At 63.3% G+C, this 18802-nt stretch carries 17 protein-coding genes and 1 pseudogene; 6 read left to right on the forward strand and 12 right to left on the reverse strand.

Going from position 1 to position 18802, the window contains the following annotated elements; genetic code table 11:
• Window positions 1-83 (forward strand): annotated as a pseudogene (locus tag BLJAPNOD_RS35670) (electron transfer flavoprotein subunit alpha/FixB family protein); the annotation flags it as partial.
• Between the two features lie 34 nt (window positions 84-117).
• Here BLJAPNOD_RS35670 and BLJAPNOD_RS21885 read toward each other — a convergent pair.
• On the reverse strand, window positions 118-1428 hold the full coding sequence (locus BLJAPNOD_RS21885) for an MFS transporter (RefSeq protein WP_115421479.1): 1311 nt from the start codon (window positions 1426-1428) through the stop codon (window positions 118-120).
• Complete coding sequence (locus tag BLJAPNOD_RS21890; protein ID WP_115421480.1) at window positions 1425-2102, reverse strand: FCD domain-containing protein; 678 nt, start codon at window positions 2100-2102, stop codon at window positions 1425-1427. The genes BLJAPNOD_RS21885 and BLJAPNOD_RS21890 overlap by 4 nt, the downstream gene beginning before the upstream one ends.
• Window positions 2103-2563: 461 nt before the next feature.
• On the opposite strand from BLJAPNOD_RS21890, the gene BLJAPNOD_RS21895 reads away from it, so the two are divergent.
• Window positions 2564-3094, forward strand: a complete 531-nt coding sequence (locus BLJAPNOD_RS21895) for a dihydrofolate reductase family protein (protein WP_115421481.1) — start codon at window positions 2564-2566, stop codon at window positions 3092-3094.
• 369 nt (window positions 3095-3463) lie between these two features.
• Here BLJAPNOD_RS21895 and BLJAPNOD_RS21900 read toward each other — a convergent pair whose 3' ends face one another.
• On the reverse strand, window positions 3464-4087 hold the full coding sequence (locus BLJAPNOD_RS21900) for an XRE family transcriptional regulator (RefSeq protein WP_115421482.1): 624 nt from the start codon (window positions 4085-4087) through the stop codon (window positions 3464-3466).
• A 109-nt stretch (window positions 4088-4196) separates the two neighbouring features.
• Between BLJAPNOD_RS21900 and BLJAPNOD_RS21905 the strand changes: the two genes are divergently transcribed.
• The 3 genes from BLJAPNOD_RS21905 to BLJAPNOD_RS21915 all read left to right on the forward strand — a co-directional run bounded on the left by BLJAPNOD_RS21905 (window position 4197) and on the right by BLJAPNOD_RS21915 (window position 8188).
• Window positions 4197-5360, forward strand: a complete 1164-nt coding sequence (locus tag BLJAPNOD_RS21905; RefSeq protein WP_244611040.1) for an FAD-binding oxidoreductase — start codon at window positions 4197-4199, stop codon at window positions 5358-5360.
• Between the two features lie 90 nt (window positions 5361-5450).
• Window positions 5451-7049: an ABC transporter substrate-binding protein gene (locus BLJAPNOD_RS21910; RefSeq protein ID WP_115421484.1), complete on the forward strand. Its 1599-nt coding sequence runs from the start codon at window positions 5451-5453 to the stop codon at window positions 7047-7049.
• A gap of 14 nt (window positions 7050-7063) precedes the next feature.
• The gene (locus tag BLJAPNOD_RS21915; protein ID WP_115421485.1) at window positions 7064-8188 is read left to right on the forward strand and encodes a serine hydrolase domain-containing protein; all 1125 of its coding nucleotides are present in this window, start codon (window positions 7064-7066) and stop codon (window positions 8186-8188) included.
• A gap of 84 nt (window positions 8189-8272) precedes the next feature.
• On the opposite strand, the gene ade is transcribed toward BLJAPNOD_RS21915, so the two are convergent.
• The 3 genes from ade to BLJAPNOD_RS21930 form a co-directional block, all read right to left on the reverse strand.
• Complete coding sequence (gene ade / locus BLJAPNOD_RS21920; RefSeq protein WP_115421486.1) at window positions 8273-10063, reverse strand: adenine deaminase; 1791 nt, start codon at window positions 10061-10063, stop codon at window positions 8273-8275.
• Between the two features lie 72 nt (window positions 10064-10135).
• The gene (locus tag BLJAPNOD_RS21925) at window positions 10136-11539 is read right to left on the reverse strand and encodes an NCS2 family permease (protein ID WP_115421487.1); all 1404 of its coding nucleotides are present in this window, start codon (window positions 11537-11539) and stop codon (window positions 10136-10138) included.
• A gap of 59 nt (window positions 11540-11598) precedes the next feature.
• A complete protein-coding gene (locus BLJAPNOD_RS21930; protein ID WP_115421488.1) occupies window positions 11599-13401 on the reverse strand; it encodes an adenine deaminase in 1803 nt (600 codons plus the stop codon).
• Between the two features lie 108 nt (window positions 13402-13509).
• On the opposite strand from BLJAPNOD_RS21930, the gene BLJAPNOD_RS21935 reads away from it, so the two are divergent.
• The gene (locus tag BLJAPNOD_RS21935) at window positions 13510-14472 is read left to right on the forward strand and encodes a LysR family transcriptional regulator (protein ID WP_077502596.1); all 963 of its coding nucleotides are present in this window, start codon (window positions 13510-13512) and stop codon (window positions 14470-14472) included.
• Between the two features lie 18 nt (window positions 14473-14490).
• On the opposite strand, the gene BLJAPNOD_RS21940 is transcribed toward BLJAPNOD_RS21935, so the two are convergent.
• From BLJAPNOD_RS21940 to BLJAPNOD_RS21965, 6 genes are all read right to left on the reverse strand, one after another.
• Window positions 14491-14841, reverse strand: a complete 351-nt coding sequence (locus BLJAPNOD_RS21940) for a DUF1801 domain-containing protein (protein WP_199566013.1) — start codon at window positions 14839-14841, stop codon at window positions 14491-14493.
• 10 nt (window positions 14842-14851) lie between these two features.
• Window positions 14852-15244: a VOC family protein gene (locus tag BLJAPNOD_RS21945; protein WP_115421490.1), complete on the reverse strand. Its 393-nt coding sequence runs from the start codon at window positions 15242-15244 to the stop codon at window positions 14852-14854.
• 52 nt (window positions 15245-15296) lie between these two features.
• The gene (locus tag BLJAPNOD_RS21950; protein WP_077502593.1) at window positions 15297-15692 is read right to left on the reverse strand and encodes a VOC family protein; all 396 of its coding nucleotides are present in this window, start codon (window positions 15690-15692) and stop codon (window positions 15297-15299) included.
• A gap of 90 nt (window positions 15693-15782) precedes the next feature.
• Window positions 15783-16562, reverse strand: a complete 780-nt coding sequence (locus tag BLJAPNOD_RS21955; protein ID WP_115421491.1) for an AraC family transcriptional regulator — start codon at window positions 16560-16562, stop codon at window positions 15783-15785.
• Between the two features lie 215 nt (window positions 16563-16777).
• Window positions 16778-18133 (reverse strand): ATP-binding protein, encoded by a 1356-nt coding sequence (locus BLJAPNOD_RS21960; RefSeq protein ID WP_077502591.1) that lies wholly within the window; start codon window positions 18131-18133, stop codon window positions 16778-16780.
• Entirely contained in the window at window positions 18133-18795 is a 663-nt protein-coding gene (locus tag BLJAPNOD_RS21965) for a response regulator transcription factor (protein WP_077502590.1), read from the reverse strand. The genes BLJAPNOD_RS21960 and BLJAPNOD_RS21965 overlap by 1 nt, the downstream gene beginning before the upstream one ends.
• Window positions 18796-18802: the final 7 nt, after the last annotated feature.

Consider the following 18802-nt stretch of genomic DNA (forward strand, 5'->3'; position numbering starts at 1 on the left):
AGGCACCGATCTTCCAGGTCGCCGACTACGGCCTCGTCGCCGACCTGTTCGAAGCTCTGCCGGAAATGGAACGGGCCTCCTGAGCAAGGATAAGATCGGCGGCTGAGCGGATAGAATTCAGCCGTCGACCTTGATCGTTCGTGCGCCGACATGCAGTGCCCGGCCGGCACCAAGGCCCATGGTCGCTGCGCCGAGGCCGAGTGCCACGAACAGGATCGCGGCGGCATCAAAGCTTCCCGTCCAGTCGCGGATCAGGCCGACGAGCAGCGGGCCGATGGCGGCCAGCACGTAGCCAACCCCTTGCGCCATGCCCGAGAGATGGGCGGCGACGTGAGAATCGGGCGATCGCAGCACGATCAGCGTCATTGCGACGGCAATCAGACCGCCCTGTCCGAATCCTTGCAGAATGGCCCAGAAGATCACGGTCGACGGCGGCGCGAAGAGAATGCCGAGGAGCGCGATGACCGCCGCAAGCACGAGCGCGACGTTGATGCCGCGCTGGTCTTTGCGCCTGATGGCAAAGGACGGAACCAGCAGGCAGGTGACGACCTGGGTCATGATCGAGACCGAAACGATGGCACCTGCCGTCGCCGGGTCGAAGCCGCGCTCACGGAGGATCGGGGCGAGCCAGCCGAAGATGCAGTAGGCGAGCGCCGACTGCAGGCCCATGAACAGCGTGACCTGCCAGGCCAGCCGGTCGCGCAAGAGGCCGACGACACGGAAACCGGTGTGCCGGACCTGCGCCTTGCTACCGAGCGCTTGCGGCGCCCAGATCAACAAGACGATGAAAGCCGGGAGCGCCCAGATGGCGAGCGCGCCGGCCCAGGAGCCGGTGACGCCGTGTTCGAGCGGCAGGGTGAGGCCCGCCGCGCCGGCGGCCCCGGCGCAGAGCGCCATGGTATAGAGCCCGGTCATGATCGCCGCCTTGTCGGCAAAGTCGCGCTTGACGAGGCCGGGAAGCAGAACGTTGCCGATGGCAATCGCCCCCCCGGCGGCGAATGTCGAAAGGAAGAGCACCGGCACGGATCCGAATCCGCGCAGCACTGTCCCGAGAGCCAGCAGTGCCAAGGCGCCGAGCAAGGTGCGTTCGGCGCCAAAGCGCTGGGCGAGCTTCGGGGCGAGCGGCGCAAACAGCCCGAGGCAGAGCACCGGCAGCGTCGTCAGCAGGCTGGCGCCTGATGTCGACAGGCCGGTGTCGCGCATTACCTCAGGCAGCAGCACCGAGAGGCTGGAAAACAGCGGGCGCAGGTTGAAGGCGATCAGGACGAGGCTGGCGCCGAGCACGAAGCGCGCCGCACCCCGCGGTAAAACCGGCGGCTGCGGTTCGGGCACGCTGTCGGCTTCGGCGTCGATGAGCTGGTCTTCGAGGCCGTTGATGGCTGCGATCTGATGAGCCGAGGAATTGGGGTCACGGAAAGTCTGGTTCATTGGGAAAGCAGCCTGTCGAGTTCGCGCAACACCGGCGCCATGAAGGCGCGGACCGAGGCGGCGGCACGGTCGGGATCGCCGGTGGCGATGGCCGCGACGATTGCTGCATGGGCCTCTTCATCCGGTTCCGGGACGTCGCCTTGTAGCGTCGAATGAATGGTTTCGAGGATCGATGAGGTGAAAAAATCGTAGAGGCCGACGATGGCGCGGTTGCCGGAGGCCTCGACGATCGATTTGTGAAAGGCGATGTCGCGCTGGCCGAAGGCCTCATGGCCGCCATCGGCAATCGTGCCGCGTGCCTTGAGCAGCCGGGTCATGCGTTCGAGGTCGGCAGGCGTATGGCGGATAGCGGCAAGCCTTGCAGCTTCGACATCGAGGGCAGCGCGTGCCTCCCACTGGTCGCGCAGTCCGGCGCGTTTGACACGGTCGAGCGCGCCTGCCGGATCGACCGTCGAGCGCACGTAGGTGCCAGAGCCTTGGCGGGTGTCGAGCAGGCCTTGCGAGACCAGTACGCGCACAGCCTCACGCACTGTGCCGCGGCTGACGGACAGCAGCTCGGTCAGAGCGGCTTCGTTGGGGATGCGGTCGCCGATGCCCCAACGGCCGCCGACGATTTCGGCGCGCAGGCTTTCGGCCGCACTCTCGGCAAGATTGGTTCGGTTGACGGGCTGCATGCTAAACTCATCAAGTCATCAGATGATTTGATGAGTACGCTTGGATGTTGATGCTGTCAACCGGTCGTGCCAGGGGTCAGCACGATCGGCGTTGCCGGTGCGGGAGAGTGTCGGGCACTGGCCGCACGTCCTGGAGCGCGCCATTTTTCGTGAAGACGCTGTGCCGAACGGCGCAAGGCGCCAGCGGCGGCTGGCGCAAGGCGCCAGCGGCGGCTCACGCCGGAAGGGCCAAAATGCCGGCGGGTAGAAACTGACAAGTGGCACCCGTCGAGAAACCTCCGGTCCGGTCGTGGAAACGCGTTAGGACCCAGCCCGAAAGCAGAAAGTCCGATGTGGCAGGAGGGGCGGCCCGTGCTTATCCGTCACTCTGACCAGGGCGGCGCTTGGCTGATGCTCAATCTCACTTTTGCGGAATGCCGCCTCAAGCTATTCTGGACACCCGGCGTTGGAGATTTTGCAGCATGGCGAAGCTCGTCTTTGGAATGAACCAGTCTCTGGATGGTTTCGTCGATCACACGGAAATGCAGACAGGCCCGGCGCTCTTTCGTCACTGGATAGAACATGTGGGCGGGCTGACGGGCAGTGTGTACGGCCGCCGCATGTACGATACCATGCGTTATTGGGACGAAGATCGCCCGGAGTGGAGCGCGGAGCTGCGCGAATTTGCGACGGTGTGGCGGCGCCAACCGAAGTGGGTCGTGTCGCGCTCCTTGAAGTCGGTCGGTCCCAACGCCACGCTTGTCGTGGGGGATGTCGGGGCGGTGATCCGTGAGCTGAAGGCACGGCTCGCCGGGGAGATTGCGGTTTCCGGGCCAGAGCTGGCAAGAAGCCTGACCGATCTCGGCCTTATCGATGAGTATCGGCTGTACTTCCATCCCGTCGTGCTTGGTCACGGCAAGCCATTCTTCGCCGGGCCGCGGCCGCCACTCCGCCATGTTGCCACCGATCGCGTTGGCGAGGACGTGGTGAGGTTGACGTACGTTCCCGCTTGATCGCGCGCCGTCGCGGACAGACTGCGCGACGGGTGAGGTCGCGCCAAGCTTTGGCTTCCGTCACTGGCCGAAGATCGGATATCCGGCGCGGTGATAGCCCAGCGCATCGACAGGTCCAAAGGCGGTCGGATCGAATTGCGCAAGTGGCGGCGGCAGGCGGTCGCGCGAAAGCGGCAAACAGGGCGGTCCGCACCATGCCGCGTTTAGGGACCGGTCATGGTCAAGGCCTGCCACTCGACAGACGCAGACCCGACGGTCCGCGATCGGGCGTGACGAGGTGGACGGCGATGCCGGTGCGTCTCCTGACGGTCCTGCACGCCGGCAAATGTGTGAGAACCCGACGGCGGCTCCGATGTCGCTATCAATCTGCTAGCGATCGGTGGCCTGGCCATCGGTAATGCTGAGCAGGGTCTTTTCCATGTCCGGCTCGTCGCCGGAGCAGACACACAGCATTTCCGCCTCGCCTTCACCGACCGAGAGATAGGCGTGGCCCATGGTCGAATCGATGTAAACGCTCTCACCGGCCTTCAGCCGCACCGGGGCATATTGATCCGTATGCAGTTCGATCTCGCCTTTGAGCACGATCAGGAACTCTTCGCCGGCGTGCCGTGTCATCGGGCCGAACTCCTCCAAAGTGTGCGCCCGGGCATGGGCGAGGATCGGCACCATGCGCTTTCGCACCAGATCGGTGGCGAGATAGTGATAATCGTAGTTGCGCGTCAGTTGCCGCAGCGTCGTGGTTGCCGAGGTTACAGAGCGGCGCGTGCGGGCGGCCGGCTGCTTGCTGTCGCCGCTGAGCAGTTCGGTGACATGCACGCCGAGGCCGGCGCAGATCTGCAGCAGCTTGTCGTAGGTCAGCGACATCTGGTCGTTCTCGACCTTGGATAGTGTGGAGACGGCGACGCCGGTGAGGTGGTTGACATCCTGAAGTGTCCAGCCGTGATGTTTCCTCAGGTTTCGAAGGCAATCGCCGAGGTTTGGCTGTTCCGACATGGTTTTCTCCCGCAAGCGACCTTTCACTAGCTAGTTAAACTCCGGTCGCCTCGCAACAAGAATTTTCCTATACACTAAATATTGACCGTATAGGAAAATGATTTTACCAATGGCTATGCACTCAGGATCTTCTTCTCCCAAAGTGATTGTCATTGGCGGCGGTATCGCCGGCCTCTCGGCGGCGGCGGCCATCCAAAAATGGGCTTCGGTCACGCTCATCGAGCGCGAAGCGCATCTCGGCTATCATGCGAGCGGCCGCTCGGCGGCGCTGTTTGCCGAAACCTACGGCAACACGGTGGTCCGGGCGCTTTCCGTTGCCAGCCGCCCGGCCATTGTCGACGGCGGCTTTGCCGAGCATGTGCGCGGCGCCTTGCATTTCGGTGGGCGCGATGACGATGCGATGGTCGATGAGCTGGCGCAGAAGTATCAGGCGCTCGTGCCCAGCGTCCGGAGGATTTCGGCAGACGAAGTCAATGGCTTTATCCCCGTCATCCGCACTGATACCACCTGCGGCGGGGTCTACGAGCCCGGCGCTCTCGATATCGACACCGGCAAGATGGTGCAAGCCTCGGCCGCCGCGCTGAAGGTGCTTGGCGGGACTATCATTTCGGGCGAGGAAGTGCTGGAGATCGCCGGTATTTCCGGCGGTTTTCAAGTGGTGACTTCGTCGGGCTCCCACGTGGCCGATATGGTCGTCAACGCGGCGGGCGCCTGGGTCGATGTGATCGCCGAGCGGGCAGGGCTGGCGGGGCTCGGCTTCGCGCCCAAGCGACGCACTGCGTTCATGTTCGATCCGCCCGTGGGGCTCGACGCGCGTCAGTGGCCGCTGGCTGTCGATTTGCACGAGCGCTTCTATTTCAAGCCGGATGCGGGAAAACTGATCGGCTCGCTGGCGGACGAAACGGACTCGCCACCTTGCGACGCATATCCTGAGGATATCGACGTTGCCATCGCCGTCGACCGGATCGAGCAGGCGACGGCGCTTCGCATCGGCCGTCCGCAGCGACCCTGGGCCGGCTTGCGCACCTTCTCGCCCGATCGCACGCCCGTCGTCGGCTTCGATCCGCGTCTGCCGGGCTTCTTCTGGCTCGGCGGCCAGGGCGGCTATGGTTTCCAGGTGTCGCTAACCCTGGCGCGGATCGCCTCGGCGCTGCTGCGCGGTGCCGCGATGCCGGAGGATGTCGCCTCCCTCGGTGTCGATTTCGGTGCGCTTACGCCCGAGCGGTTCATAGAGAAGGCCCGCACGCCATCACTTTCCCCGGTCGCTCAATGAACGGGCAGACCATCAAGATCGAAACGTCGTCGATGCGGTAAGGAGAACCGCGCGGCGACGTCAACACCAAGGCAATCAGGAGCGTTTGCTATGAAATCAACCCGTCTGATCCTGCGCACCGCGCTCGTCGCGTCGACAATTCTGCTTGGCGGGCAGGCCTATGCCAAGACGCTGGTCTACTGCTCGGAGGCGAGCCCTGAGACGTTCAATCCGATGATCGGAACGGCCGATTCCACCATGGATGCGGCTGCCAAGCCGATCTTCAACCGGCTGGTGGAATTCAAACCGGGCACGACGGAAGTGGGACCGGCGCTCGCCGAAAGCTGGGACGTGTCCGAGGACGGCAAGGTCTACACCTTCCATCTGCGACACGGCGTCAAGTTTCATGCCAATGCGCAGTTCACGCCGACGCGCGAGTTCAATGCCGACGACGTGCTCTACACCTTCGACCGCCAGCGCAATACAGACAACCCGTACCACAAGCTGTCGAACGCCTCTTACGAATATTTCAGCGCGCTTGGGCTCGGGCCGCTGATCGAGAAGATCGAGAAGCTGGACGACCATACGGTGCGCTTTACCCTGACCTCGGCAAACGTCACGTTCCTGCCGAGCATTGCGCTCGACTATCTCTCGGTTCTGTCTCTGGAGCAGACCGAGAAGATGGTGGCGGCCGGCACGCCGGAACTGATCGACCAGGCGCCTGTCGGCACCGGGCCGTTCGTGCTCGAAGCCTATGCGCAGGATAGCCAGATCCGCTACTCGGCTAACAAGGACTACTGGAACGGCGCGCCGAAGATCGACACCCTGGTCTTCGCGATCACGCCTGAGCCGACCGTGCGCGTGGCTCGCCTCAAGGCGAACGAATGCCAGGTCGCAGCACCGCCACCTCCGGGCACCGTCGCCGAACTCCGCAACGATCCCGAAGTGACGGTCTACAATCTCGAGGGCCAGAACATCGGCGTTCTCGGCTTCAACGTCGAGCACAAGCCGCTTGGCGATGCGCGTATCCGGCTGGCGCTTGCCAAGGCAGTCAACCGGCAGGCGATCGTGGAAGCGGTGTATCAGGGTGCCGGCAGCGTGGCTGGCAGCGTCGTGCCGCCGGCCCAGCTCGGTGCCGCCAAAGACGCGGGTATCGATTACGATCCGGAGGGCGCCAAGGCGCTGCTGAAGGAGGCGGGCCACGAGGGTGACATTTCGGTCGCGCTCTGGGCGATGCCGGTGTCGCGCCCATACAATCCGAATGCCCGCCGCATGGCGGAGATGATCCAGGCCGACTGGAACGCCATCGGCGTCAAATCCGAGATCGTCAGCTTCGAATGGGCAGAGTATCTGAGCCGCACCGCCAAGGGCGAGCATGACGTATTCCTGCTCGGCGGCAGCAGCGACAACGGCGACCCTGACAATATGCTCAGCTATCTGCTGAGCTGCGACGGTGTGCAGGGCGGCTCCAACCGGGCGCGCTGGTGCAACGCCGATTTCGAGAAGCTGCTTCAGGATGCACGTGTTGCCGCCGACCCCAAGGAGCGCGCCGCGCTTTATGGAAAGGCGCAGGCGATCCTCAAGGCCGAAGTTCCGGTTGCGCCTATCGCCCATTCCGTGGTGTCGATCCCGGTGCGCAAGAGCGTCACGAACTATGTGCTCGACGCATTTGGCCGCCAGAATTTCGCCAGCGTTGATATCACGGAGTGATCAGGATGGATGGGATGACAGGTCACGATGGCAATAGGGTTGACGATCTCAGTCGGCTGCTTGGAGGCTACATCAACGATGGCGCCGTCGGCGTTTCCCTTGCTTTTTCGCAGCGCGATGGCGAAACCGTCGCCGTGACGTCGGGGCTCTCCGATCGGGCGCGGGGTTTGCCGGTTTCGCCGACGCAGCTGTTCAAGATCGGCAGTTGTACCAAGACGTTCACCGTCGCAGCTTTGCTGAAGCTCGCCGAAAAAGGAGCGGTGGATCTTGGCGCGCCGATCTCGCGCTGGTTTCCGGATTTGCCCGGAGCAACCGCAATTTCCGTGCGTCAGCTCATCAACCACCGCGGCGGACTGCCGGAGTTCGAGTACGACATTCCGATGACGCCGGATCGTATCTGGACGCCGGCGGAACTCGTGGATCTCGCCTTTCAGGTCGGCGGACAGACGGTGCCCGGCGGTCCTGCCGTTTACAACAACACCGGCTATGTGCTGGCCGGTATGCTGATCGAACAACTGACCGGCCAGTCGCTTGGTGCCTATGTCCGCCGCGAAGTGCTCGAACCGCTCGCCCTCGAAAACACTTGGTCGCCCGCGACTGAAAGCTTCCCGGAAGAGCGCATGGTGCGCGGCTATTACCATCGGCCGCCACCGGCGGCCGATGCCGGGGCGTGCATCGCTGCCGGCGCCGAGATGTGGCGCATGGACGGCGTGCTTCCCTATTCCGACGCGCTTCAGGATTCCTCGGATTCGTTTCCTTTCACCGCCGCCTATGCCTGTGGCGACATGGTCTCGACGCCCAGTGACATGGTCGCCTTCATGCGGGCACTGTTCGGCGGCAGGCTTTTGGCGGACGGTATGTTCAGGGAGATGAGCGAAGGCCGCGTCACCGTCAGCTTTCCCGGCACGCGGATGCGCGAAACGGGCGCTGGCCTGTTCCAGAGCAGCTATGCCGGTCGGCTCGTCTATGGCCACCAGGGCAGCATTCCCGGCTATGTCACCGTCATGCAGCACGAGCCGATTTCGGGCCTGACGATCGCGATGACCAGCAATGTCGGTTCGGGCTACCGCATGTCATTCTACGCCAGCGGTCTGCATGAGGTCCTCGACCGGGCGATCGGTATCATCCTGGACGACTAGGCTTGCCGAGAACCTGCCGGCAGCATGTTTCGACCTCTAATCTCGACCGCCCGTCCGGGCGGTCGAGTGTTTTGGCTGGGATGGCTACGAAATGACGACGTCGACCTTCTCGAAGGTTCGCACATCGATCAGCCCCTTGTCGGAGATGCGCAGTTCGGGAATGACGACGAGCGCCAGCAGCGAGTGCTGCATGTAGGCGTTGTTCAGTCGGCAGCCGCAGGTGCGCATCGCCTCGACGAGTGCCGCGGCCTTGTCGGCGACGATCTCGGCGCGCTGGTCTGACATCAGCCCCGCCACCGGCAGCTCGACCAGAGCAAGCTCCTTGCCGTCCTTGATCACGACGATGCCACCGCCGACGTCGTTCAGGCGGTTTGCCGCCTGCGCCATGTCGGCCTTACTGGTGCCGACGACGATCATGTGGTGGCTGTCATGGGCGACGGTGCTGGCAACGGCGCAATCGCTGTCGTAGCCGAAACCGGAAACGAAGGCATTGACGACGTCGCCGGTGCCGCGATGGCGTTCCACCAGTGCGATCTGGCAGACGTCCTGGGCGCGGTCCATCTCGATGATGCCGCCTGCGGCGGAAAGTTCCGCTTCCAGCGCCCGTGTCGGCGCCTGGTTCTCGACGACGCCGATCACCCGGACGCGCGCGCGATTTTCGGTGGAGTTGAGGCCGATGTCGAAATCGCCGGCCTGGAGCGTCTTGCCGAGATGCACGGTGTTGCGGGCGCTTTCCGGATAGACGAACGGTGGGATGTCACGCACCAAAGCGCCGGATTCCGCCAGCAGCTCGCCGTGCGCAAACACCATCTCGATCGGCAGGGCGGCAAGATCAGAGGTGATGATCAGGTCGGCGCGACGGCCGGGCGCGATCGAGCCGAGTTCGCGCTCGACGCCGAAGTGTTGCGCGGTGTTGAGTGTCGCCATCTGGATGGCGGTGATCGGCTTCAGCCCTTGGGCAATGGCGTGGCGAACCACCCGGTTCATATGGCCGTCATGCACAAGCGTGCCGGAGTGGCTGTCGTCGGTGCAGAGCAGGAAATTGCGCGGATCGACGCCTGCCTCGGTGATCGCCTTGACCTGGGCCGCAACGTCGAACCAGGCGGAGCCGAGCCGGAGCATGGCGCGCATGCCCTGCCGGACGCGGGCGATCGCGTCCTCGACCGTCGTACCCTCATGGTCGTCGGCCGGGCCGCCGGCCGCATAGGCGTGAAACTCGCGGCCGAGATGCGGCGAGGCATAGTGCCCGCCGACGGTGAGCCCAGCGTCCTGCGTTGCCGCGATCTCGGCGACCATCTTTTGATCGTTGAAGGCGACACCCGGGAAATTCATCATCTCGCCAAGCCCGATGATATTCGGCCAGCTCAAGGCTTCGGCTACATCCTTGGCCGAGAGTTCGGCGCCGGCGGTTTCGAGCCCAGGGGCGCTCGGCACGCAGCTCGGCACCTGCACATAGACGTTGATCGGCAGGCTCTGCGCCTCGTCGTTCATCAACTTGACGCCGGCAAGACCGAGTACGTTGGCGATTTCGTGCGGGTCGATGAACATCGTCGTCGTGCCGTGCGGGATGACGGCACGGGCAAATTCGGTGACGGTGACGAGGCCGCTTTCCACATGCATGTGCGCATCGCAGAGCCCCGGCACGAGATAGCGGCCGCCAGCATCGACAACCCTGGTACCTTCGCCGATCGCATGGCTGGCGTCGGCGCCGACATAGGCGAAGCGCCCGGCTTTGACGGCGATGTCGGTGTGCGGGATGATCTCGCCGGAATAGACGTTGACCCACTTGCCGTTGCGGATCACGAGGTCCGCCGGTGTGCGGCCCATGGCGACGTCGACGAGCTCGGGTGCAGTCCTCGACCATGATTGAAGCATGACAGGTTCCTTCGAATGGAGACGATGCCGGCGCCCTTTTTCCCGTCCGGAGAAAAGGGGCGCCGGGAGACGTTACTGGGTCTGAGCGACGAGCGCTGCCGCGAGCAAGGCGACGAACCACATGACCGGCTTTACATCACCCGCCCGCCCGCAGACCAGCTTGATCAGCACATAGGCGATGATGGCAAGCGACAGGCCGAGCGTGATCGAGAATGTCAGCGGGATCAGCACGATGGCGAGGAAGGCGGGGATCGCCTCGTCGAGGTCGGTCCAGCGGATCTTGCTCATCGGCTCGGACATGAAGAGGCCGGTAAGGATCAGCACCGGCGCGGTTGCCACGGCCGGCACCAGCGACAGGAGCGGCGACAGGAACAGGAACGGCACGAACAGCAGGCCGGCCACAAGGGCGACAAGCCCGGTTCGACCACCCTGGGCAATGCCGGCACCCGATTCCAGATAGACGGTGGCGGGGCTGGTGCCGAGCGGGGCCGAGATCAGCGCAGCGACGGCATCGACATGCATCGACTGCTTGATGTTGCGCGGCAATCCCTGCTCGTCCTTGAGGTCGGCGGCTTCGGCAAGGCCGAGGAAGGTCGAGAGCGCCTCGATGAAGTTGGTGAACAGGAAGACGAAGATGAACGGCACGTAGATCAGGCTCAGGGCACCGACGAGATCGATCTGGCCGACGAAGCTGAAGTCGGGTGCGGCGGAAAAGCCGCTCCAGTTGACCAGCGTGTGCACGTCGGGCGTCTCCGGCCAAAACGCGCTGCCGTCGCCCCACCAGCGACCGATCGGGATCGACAGGATGGTGGTGAGGATCATGCCGGCCATCATCGCACCAGGGACCCTGCGAACCACCAGGCCAACGGTCAGGATGAAGCCGGCAATGAAGGTAAGGGTAACAGGGTTGAACGTCGTCAACCCGACGATCGTGTCCGGATTGGCGACGATGAACTTGGCGTTTTCGAAGCCGATCAGCGCGATGAACAGGCCGATGCCGCAGGCGATGCCGTAGCGCAGATCGACCGGGATCGCCTCGATGATCGTCTGGCGCAGGTTGAAGAAGGCCATGACAGTGAAGAGCACGCCGGCCCAGAAGACGCAGCCCAGCGCAATTTCGAGCGGTACCTTGGCACCGACCACCATCGTGTAGGCAAAGAGCGCATTGATGCCCATGCCCGGCGCGACGAGGATCGGGCTTCGCGCATAGAGCCCCATGGCGCAGCTGCCGATGAAACTGACGAGCACGGTCGCCGTGACGCCCGCCGAAAACGGAATGCCGGCATGGGACAGGATCGAAGGATTGACGACGATCACGTAGGAGGCGGCAAGAAAGGTCGTCAGCCCGGCAAGGATTTCGGTGCGGATGGTCGAACCGAATTTCGAAATCTGGAAATAGCGATCGAGCAGGCTGGCGAGCCAGGAGGCTTGCGCTGTGCCGGAGGCCGGCTCCACGGCCTTGGGTTGGTAGTTCATTTTGTTCCCCTTTTTTTGAAGTGAGGAAGGGGCCGGCGATGCCGACCCCTTCCAAGGCTTTATTCCGCTGCTGCGGCGCGCTCTTCCTCGCCACCGTTCCCATGAAGCGGCGAGATGACTTTCAACCGAACGCAATCGACGACCCCGAGATCGGTGATGGCATATTCCGGGATCGCCGTGATTTGAAGCACGAACATATACATGAACGGCCATGGCAGCGTGCAGCCGAGCGCCCGTGCCGCGTCGTCCAGTTCCTCCTCCAGCGCCGCCATTTCCGATGGTTCGATGTCAGAGACGATGCCGCCGATCGGAAGATGCAGGAAGGAGACGACCTTGCCGTCCCTCACCACCACCTGGCCGCCATGGTTGGCGATGAGGTGGTTGATGGCGACCTGCATGTCTTCAGGGTTGGCGCCGATGCAGATGATGTTGTTGTCGTCGGGCGCGGTCGAGCTGGCGATGGCGCCTTCGCGCAATCCAAAGCCAGAGGTGAAGGCAACCGGGCGGTTTTTCGTCTTGCCGTAGCGCTCGACCACGGTGACGTATTGGATGTCCTGGGCCAGGTCGGCGAGCACGCAGCCGTCTTTCACCGGCAGGGTGACATCGCGGCGTGTGCGCACGAAGATCTTCTCCGGCGTGACGGCGATCGCCATGGCTGCAGCACTGTCACCAGCTCCATCATAACGCACTTTCAGATCGTCGAGCTCGATCGGTGCGACCTTCATCGAGGTGAGCAGCGCGGCGCTGCGCGGCGGCGGCACGAGTTCGATCGCCATGCGACCATCGCGCGCGACTTCCTCGCCCTTGGCGATGACGGCAACGATCCGGAACTCGCGCAGGTCGTTGACGAGCAGGATGTCGGCGGCGCGACCCGGCGAGATCGAGCCGACCTTGTCGTCGATGCGAAGCGCGTCGGCGCCGTTGATCGTCGCCATCTGGATGGCGGCCATCGGCGAGATGCCCATGGCGATCGCCATCCGCACCATGTTGTCGAGGTGCCCGCGCTTGAGGATGTCGCTGGCAACGACGTCGTCGGTGCAGAAGCTGATGCGGCGCAGGGCCTTGACGCCCATTTCGGTGACGATGCGCAGATTGTCGGAGAGGAAATGGGAGATCGAGGATTCGCGCACGACGACATGCATGCCGGCCCTGAGCTTCTCCAGCATTTCCTCCGGCGAATAGCTTTCGTGGTCGGCGCGCACGCCGGACTGCTGGTATCCGTTGAGCCGCGCGCCGCGCGTCATCGGGCAGCAGCCGAGCACCGGCAGCCGGCTCTTTTCGGCAAGCTCCAGTGCTGCCAGCACGTCGGGGTCTTCCTCCTGGATGAACTCGCGCACGGTTTCCCAGATACCGACGCATTCCGGCCAGTGATGGGTGGCCTGATGATCGGCCGGGCTGAAGTAGTGCCCGACGGTGGAGCGTGGCATGGTGTAGGGCGTCTTGCACGGTGCGCCCCAGAACACCTTGAGCGGCGTCTCCTTGGCCTCGTCGAGGAATTCGCGTGCGGCGGCCGGCCCGCCGACGACGATGATCTGGTCGAGGCCGGTGACGATCGACGTCGTGCCGAGCGGAACCACTGCCTTGGCAAAGCTGGTCAAGGACATCTTTGAGCATTCGACGTGCAAATGGCCGTCGATCATGCCCGGCGCCAGGTATTTGCCGGTGGCGTTGATGATCTTCGTGTCCGGTCCGACATAGTCGGAGATGTCGCCGACGGCGATGATCCGCTCGCCATAAATCGCGACATCGGCCTGATAGATCTCTTCCGAAACGACGTTGACCAAGCGGCCGCCGCGGATCGCCAAAGTGGCCTTGTTGCCGGTGCCCGAGGCTGCCCGGATGAATTCTCTGATATTGCTCACTGAAACCACTCCCTTAGCGTCGATAAAGTGTCCCAGTTTGGTTTCGTTTGTACAATGGGCCGAAATGGCGTATTTCTCGGACATATCATCCAAGATTTTGGACGAAACATGGACCTTTCGCTTCTCGACTGCTTCGTAAAAGTTGCCGATTCCCGTTCGATTTCAGCGGCTTCGCGCCTGCACAGGCTGCCGAAGTCCACACTCAGCCACAAGATCCGCCAGCTGGAGGACGAGTTCGGCATCGAGCTTTTCGTTCGCGAGGGCCATCAGCTGCATGTGACCGACGCCGGAGCCGAGTTCCTGCGCTACGCCCGTCTCATCCAGTCGAATTGCGAGGATGCGGCAACGGCGATGGCCGAGATGCGGCAGGAGGTGGCGGGCACATTGCGTGTCGGCTCGACCGGAGAGTTCGGCACGACGATCACGTCTGAACTGCTCTACGCCTTTCGGCAGCAATACCCGCAGGTCAATCTGGATGTCGTCTTCTTGAGTTCGCGCCAGCCGTTCTCCGACGTCACCGAACAGGCGCTCGACGGCATCTTTCACTGGGGGGAACCGTCTGATGTCGACTACATCAGCCGGCGGCTTTCGGTCTCGTCCTATGGCCTCTTTGCCAGCGCCGATTACATTGACCGGCACGGCCAGCCCTCGACGCCCGACGAACTCGCCGGCCACCGCGGCCTCGTCTTTCGCCAGCCGACGCGGCTGCAGTCCTGGTATCTGACGCGTGAGGGAGCTGCCGAGATCGACCTGCTGCCGGCGGCGACCTGCACCACCAACGACTACTGGACGATCAAATATTTCGCGGTTGCCGGCGAGGGGATCGCCTACCTGCCGGAATTCTTCGTGGAGACGGAGCGGCAGGCGGGATTGCTGCAGCCGGTGCTGGCCGAGTGGTCTTCGCCGAAAACGGCGATCAACCTCATCTATTCGCGTCGCCGGCACGTTTCGAAGCGCTTCCGGGCGTTTGTCGAATTCTGCATCGACTTTTATCGCGATCGCGAGCGCACCGGTATTCCGCGCTACTATGTCGAGAAGGTCAGCATGCCATCGAATGGCGCAATCCGCTGAAGCGGTGCCCCATCTTGATCAACTGGCGGCCGCTAACGCCAAGTGGACATAGGCTGCGATATGCTTCTCCGCGATATCGGACAGAGATTGCATCTTGATGTGGCGGCGCCCCTTGCCTTTACCCATCAGCAGACCATGCGCGTCCGGCAGTGCGGCGCCTTCGCTGAACTCCAGAGTGACATGCGCAGAATAGGGAAAGATGCCGCAGAAAGGCCGGCCAGCGGCAAACAGCAGGCCGCCATATTTGATCTCTTCCGAAATATCAGGGCCGGAGGCCAGCACGATCTCGCGCAGCGCTGAAACGATCGCGAGCTGATTATCGCCACGTTCGCGGATATCGGCCAGAAACGCTTCGATACGCTTTTCCATCGTGGCCGCCTCACGCCTTGTAGAATGATTTGAATTCCGGCGCCGGTTCCCGGTCGGAATAGATGTAGAGGGTGATGCCATTCGGATCCTGAATGGCAAAGCCGCGGTCGCCCCACGGATGATCCTCGATGGCAGCACTCGGTTGCAGTCCCGATGCCGTGATCTCGGCATAATCCGTGTCGACATCGGCGACGCGAAAATTGTAGGTCAGGCCGGCTGGATCGCACAAAGCCTGCCCCTGCTGCGGCTCCATGAACTGCAGGGACTGCCCGCCCTCGAATTCAAGGCTGATGTACCAGTCACAGTCAAAGACAACCTTCGCGCCGAGGTGGTTCGTGTAGAAGTGTCTTGTTTCGTCGATCCGCTGCGTCGTGATGCAGGGGGAGGCGGTCATGGGGCGCATCGTTTCTCCAATTCGTCGTGGCTCATGAAGCGTCTGCGTTCCAGTAAACGGCTCAGGCGGTTACGGCCGAGGCGATTTCGATCAGGCAGCCATTGATGTCGCGGACATATCCGACGATCTGGCGCCAGGGCTTTTCTTCCGGTGGCTTCAACGGGCTCGCGCCCGCAGCGACGGCCCTGCGATAGGCGTCATGAGGATCAGCGAAGATCAGTGCCAACTCAAATCCGGCAGCCAGATCGGTCCTGCGGTTGGCACGAATGGCGAACCCGTTCATCTCGGCCATCGCCTCGCCGGCAAAGGCGAGCGTCGTCTGACCGGTCTCCATCTCGGCATAAAGATTGCTGTCGTGGACGAACTTGCGCCTGAGACCAAACGCGGCCTCATAGAAGGAAACGGTCGCCACCACATCGGCGACGTAGACAATCGAGTACCCAAAGCTTGGCGTCATATCTGTTCCCTCGATGGACTGCACCGCCACGGAAGGGGGGCAGGGATCAGATAGGTGTTCTCCTGAGTTCAATCTTGGACAATTCGGACATTACTCGCCGAGCGTCACGAGTGTGACGTCGGGGAGACGGGCCGGCGAGAAGCCGCCCATTCGGCGAAAGACGCGGTTCATGTGTGCCTGATCCGCATAGCCGGCCTCCAGTGCCGCATCTGCCGGGCTCAGCCGGTGGTCACGCAGGAGACGCAAGGCGCGGTGGAACTGCAGGATGCTTGCGAAAGCCTTGGGTTTGAGACCGATCGCCTTGATGAGAACGCGTTGAACGGTGCGCTCGCTGATGCCATGCATGGCCGCCACCTCGCCGACGCGCAGACGGCCTCCGGCCGCATGGAAGGCGCTGATTACGCTCGCGCTGATCGGGGCGGGAGCGAAGCGGCTGGAGAGACTACGCTGGCGGACGAATGCGGCAAGACGTGCCGCCAATTCGTCATGATCGAGGGCTGGCGCACAAAGCGTTTCGAAATCGGGCAGGGCTGCGAGCGCATCGCCTCCGGTCAAGTTGCCGTCGGCCAACCCGCTCGGCTCGAAACCGAGAATTTTTTCGAAGAAACCGGGGCGCATGCGAATGCCGACAAATCCCATGCCTGGCTGCAGCGCGATGTCATAAAACCGTGTCGTCGGCCCGGTCACCACGACCGTGATTGCCGTGATCGGCGTCAGTCTGGCATCAAACCTGAGAATGATGTCGCAACGCCCATCAGGCAAAACACGGTACGGACCGTTGCGATCGCTGGTCGAAACCCACACGGCTTCGAACCCGCTCGCATGGTCGGCAAGTTCGGGAAGTTCCGTGTAGCGAGCAGATGCCGTCATTCGAAAGCCAAGGTCAGAGTTTTCGCACCGTCTCGCCCGGGTGGCCAGCCGGGCGACAGACAACCGTGCCGCGCCGGAACCCGGCGAAATCCGTCCGCGATCGTAGCACTTCGATACACGTTAAGAGGGTGGACATAAAGGCATCTGAGCACGGCCGGCTGCGCCGCGCGAGGGCGTCGGTCCTGCACTGTACCGATGGCCGGTTTCGCTTCAGGTCATGCGATGAGGTCATTGGGCAGCACGATCCTTGCGGACAGTCCTCCCTCGGCTCGATTTTGCAACGCCAACCCCGCACCGGCGTGTTCGAGCGCGAGCTCGGCGATGCTGAGGCCGAGGCCGCTGCCGACTGCGGCCTTGAACCGGCCGCGGAAGAAGCGCTCGGTGACGTGGGGCAATTCTTCCGGCGGGATGCCAGGACCATCGTCATCGATAGTGATCGTTACGGTGCCGTCATTCCGGACAAGCCGGCAATGGACCGTGCCGCCAGCCGGTGAATGATGCAGTGCGTTTTCCATCAGATTGCGGGCGGCAAGCCGCAGCAGATCCGCATTGATCCTGACCTGAAGCTGGTCGAGGCCGGGATCGATCACAACGGTGGCAGCACTGCGCGTGTGACCGAGCAGTTCGTTTCTGAGCGATGCCAGCACATCGCCGGGATTGACCTCGACAGCGCCACGCGCCGTTTCCGAGGCTTCGACCGAGGCGATGTCGAGCAATTGCCTGACGAGCCGTCCCGTTCGGTCGACGCCAGCTACGATCTGACCAAGGGCCTTTTCGCGGATCTCGGCGTTGCTGCTCGCCAGCGCCACCTGGGCCTGGGTCTTCAGCCCGGCCAGCGGCGTTCTCAGTTCATGGGCGGCAAAGGCAATAAAATTCTGCTCGCGCTGGCGCGCGCCGGCGACGCGGCCAAAAAGGCCGTTGAGTGCGCGAAGCACCGGGCTGATCTCGCTTGGCGTCGCAGTCTCTGCGATCGGATGCAGGTCGGAGGCGTCGCGGGCAGTGAGATCGCCCGCCAGTTTTCTGAGCGGCGCCAGCCCACGCCCGACGCTCAGCCAGATCAGGCTTGCCAGCAGCGGTATGATCAGCAGGGCCGGAACGAGCAGGCCCTTGACCACATCGTTGACCAGCCTGTCGCGGATGCGCAAGTTGTCGCCGACCAGCACGCGCACGCCAAGCTCGGCGTTTTCGACCGCATAAACCCGCCAGGTTTCGCCGTTGATCACCGTCTCGGAAAGCCCGGTCGCATGCGCCGACAGCGTCGTCTCCGGCGCACTTTCCGACTTGCCGATCAGCGTGCCGTCCAGCGACCAGATCTGGCAGGAGAGCTGCCGGTCGTAATGCGGATGGTCGAGCACCGGGATCTTCGCCTTCGTCTGCGCCGGTCTGTCCGGGTCGATCTCCTGGTTGACCACCAGCGAGCTTACCATCTTCGCCGCCTCCATCAGCCGGGCGTCGAGCACCTGTTCGACCTCGGCGCGGGTGCTGAAGAAGATCCACAGCGTGGCCGAAAGCCACATGAGCCCGGTGGTGAGAAGCAGGATGAAGAAGAGGCGCGCGCGGATCGATCGCATCAGCTGTCGCCGCCGAGACGGTAACCGATGCCCCTGACGGTTTCGATCAGGCCGGGGCCGAGCTTGTTGCGCAAATGGTGGATATGCACTTCGACGGCGTTGCTTTCCACCTCTTCCTGCCAGCCGTAGAGCTTGTCCTCCAGCGTCGCCTTGGAAAAGATCGCGCCCGGCTGCGACATCAGCGCATGCAGGATCGAGTATTCACGGCGTGAGAGCCGTACCGGGATGCCGGCCTTTTCGACGGATTGCCGGGCCGGATCGAGCCGGATCGTCGCCCATTCGATAACGGCGGTCGAGCGGCCGGCGGAACGGCGGGCAAGCGCCCGCAGCCGTGCGGCCACTTCATCGAGATCGAAGGGCTTGCCGAGATAGTCGTCGGCGCCCATGTCGAGCCCGCTGACGCGATCGGCGACCGTATCGCGGGCCGTCAGCAGCAGCACCGGCGTATCGTTGCGCGCGTCGCGCAGTTTTTTCAAGACGTCTGTGCCGGAACCATCCGGCAGCATGAGATCAAGCACGACCGCGTCGAAGCTGCCGGCGGCCAGCGCCGCATCGGCGCTCTCGCGCGTGGCGACGGCATCGGTGGTAAAACCTGAAAGTGCCAGCCCGACCTTCAGCCCGTCACGCAAAATGTCATCGTCTTCGACAATCAGTACCCGCACTCAGATC

Source organism: Ensifer sp. M14 (assembly GCF_003355565.1).
Taxonomy (GTDB): domain Bacteria; phylum Pseudomonadota; class Alphaproteobacteria; order Rhizobiales; family Rhizobiaceae; genus Ensifer.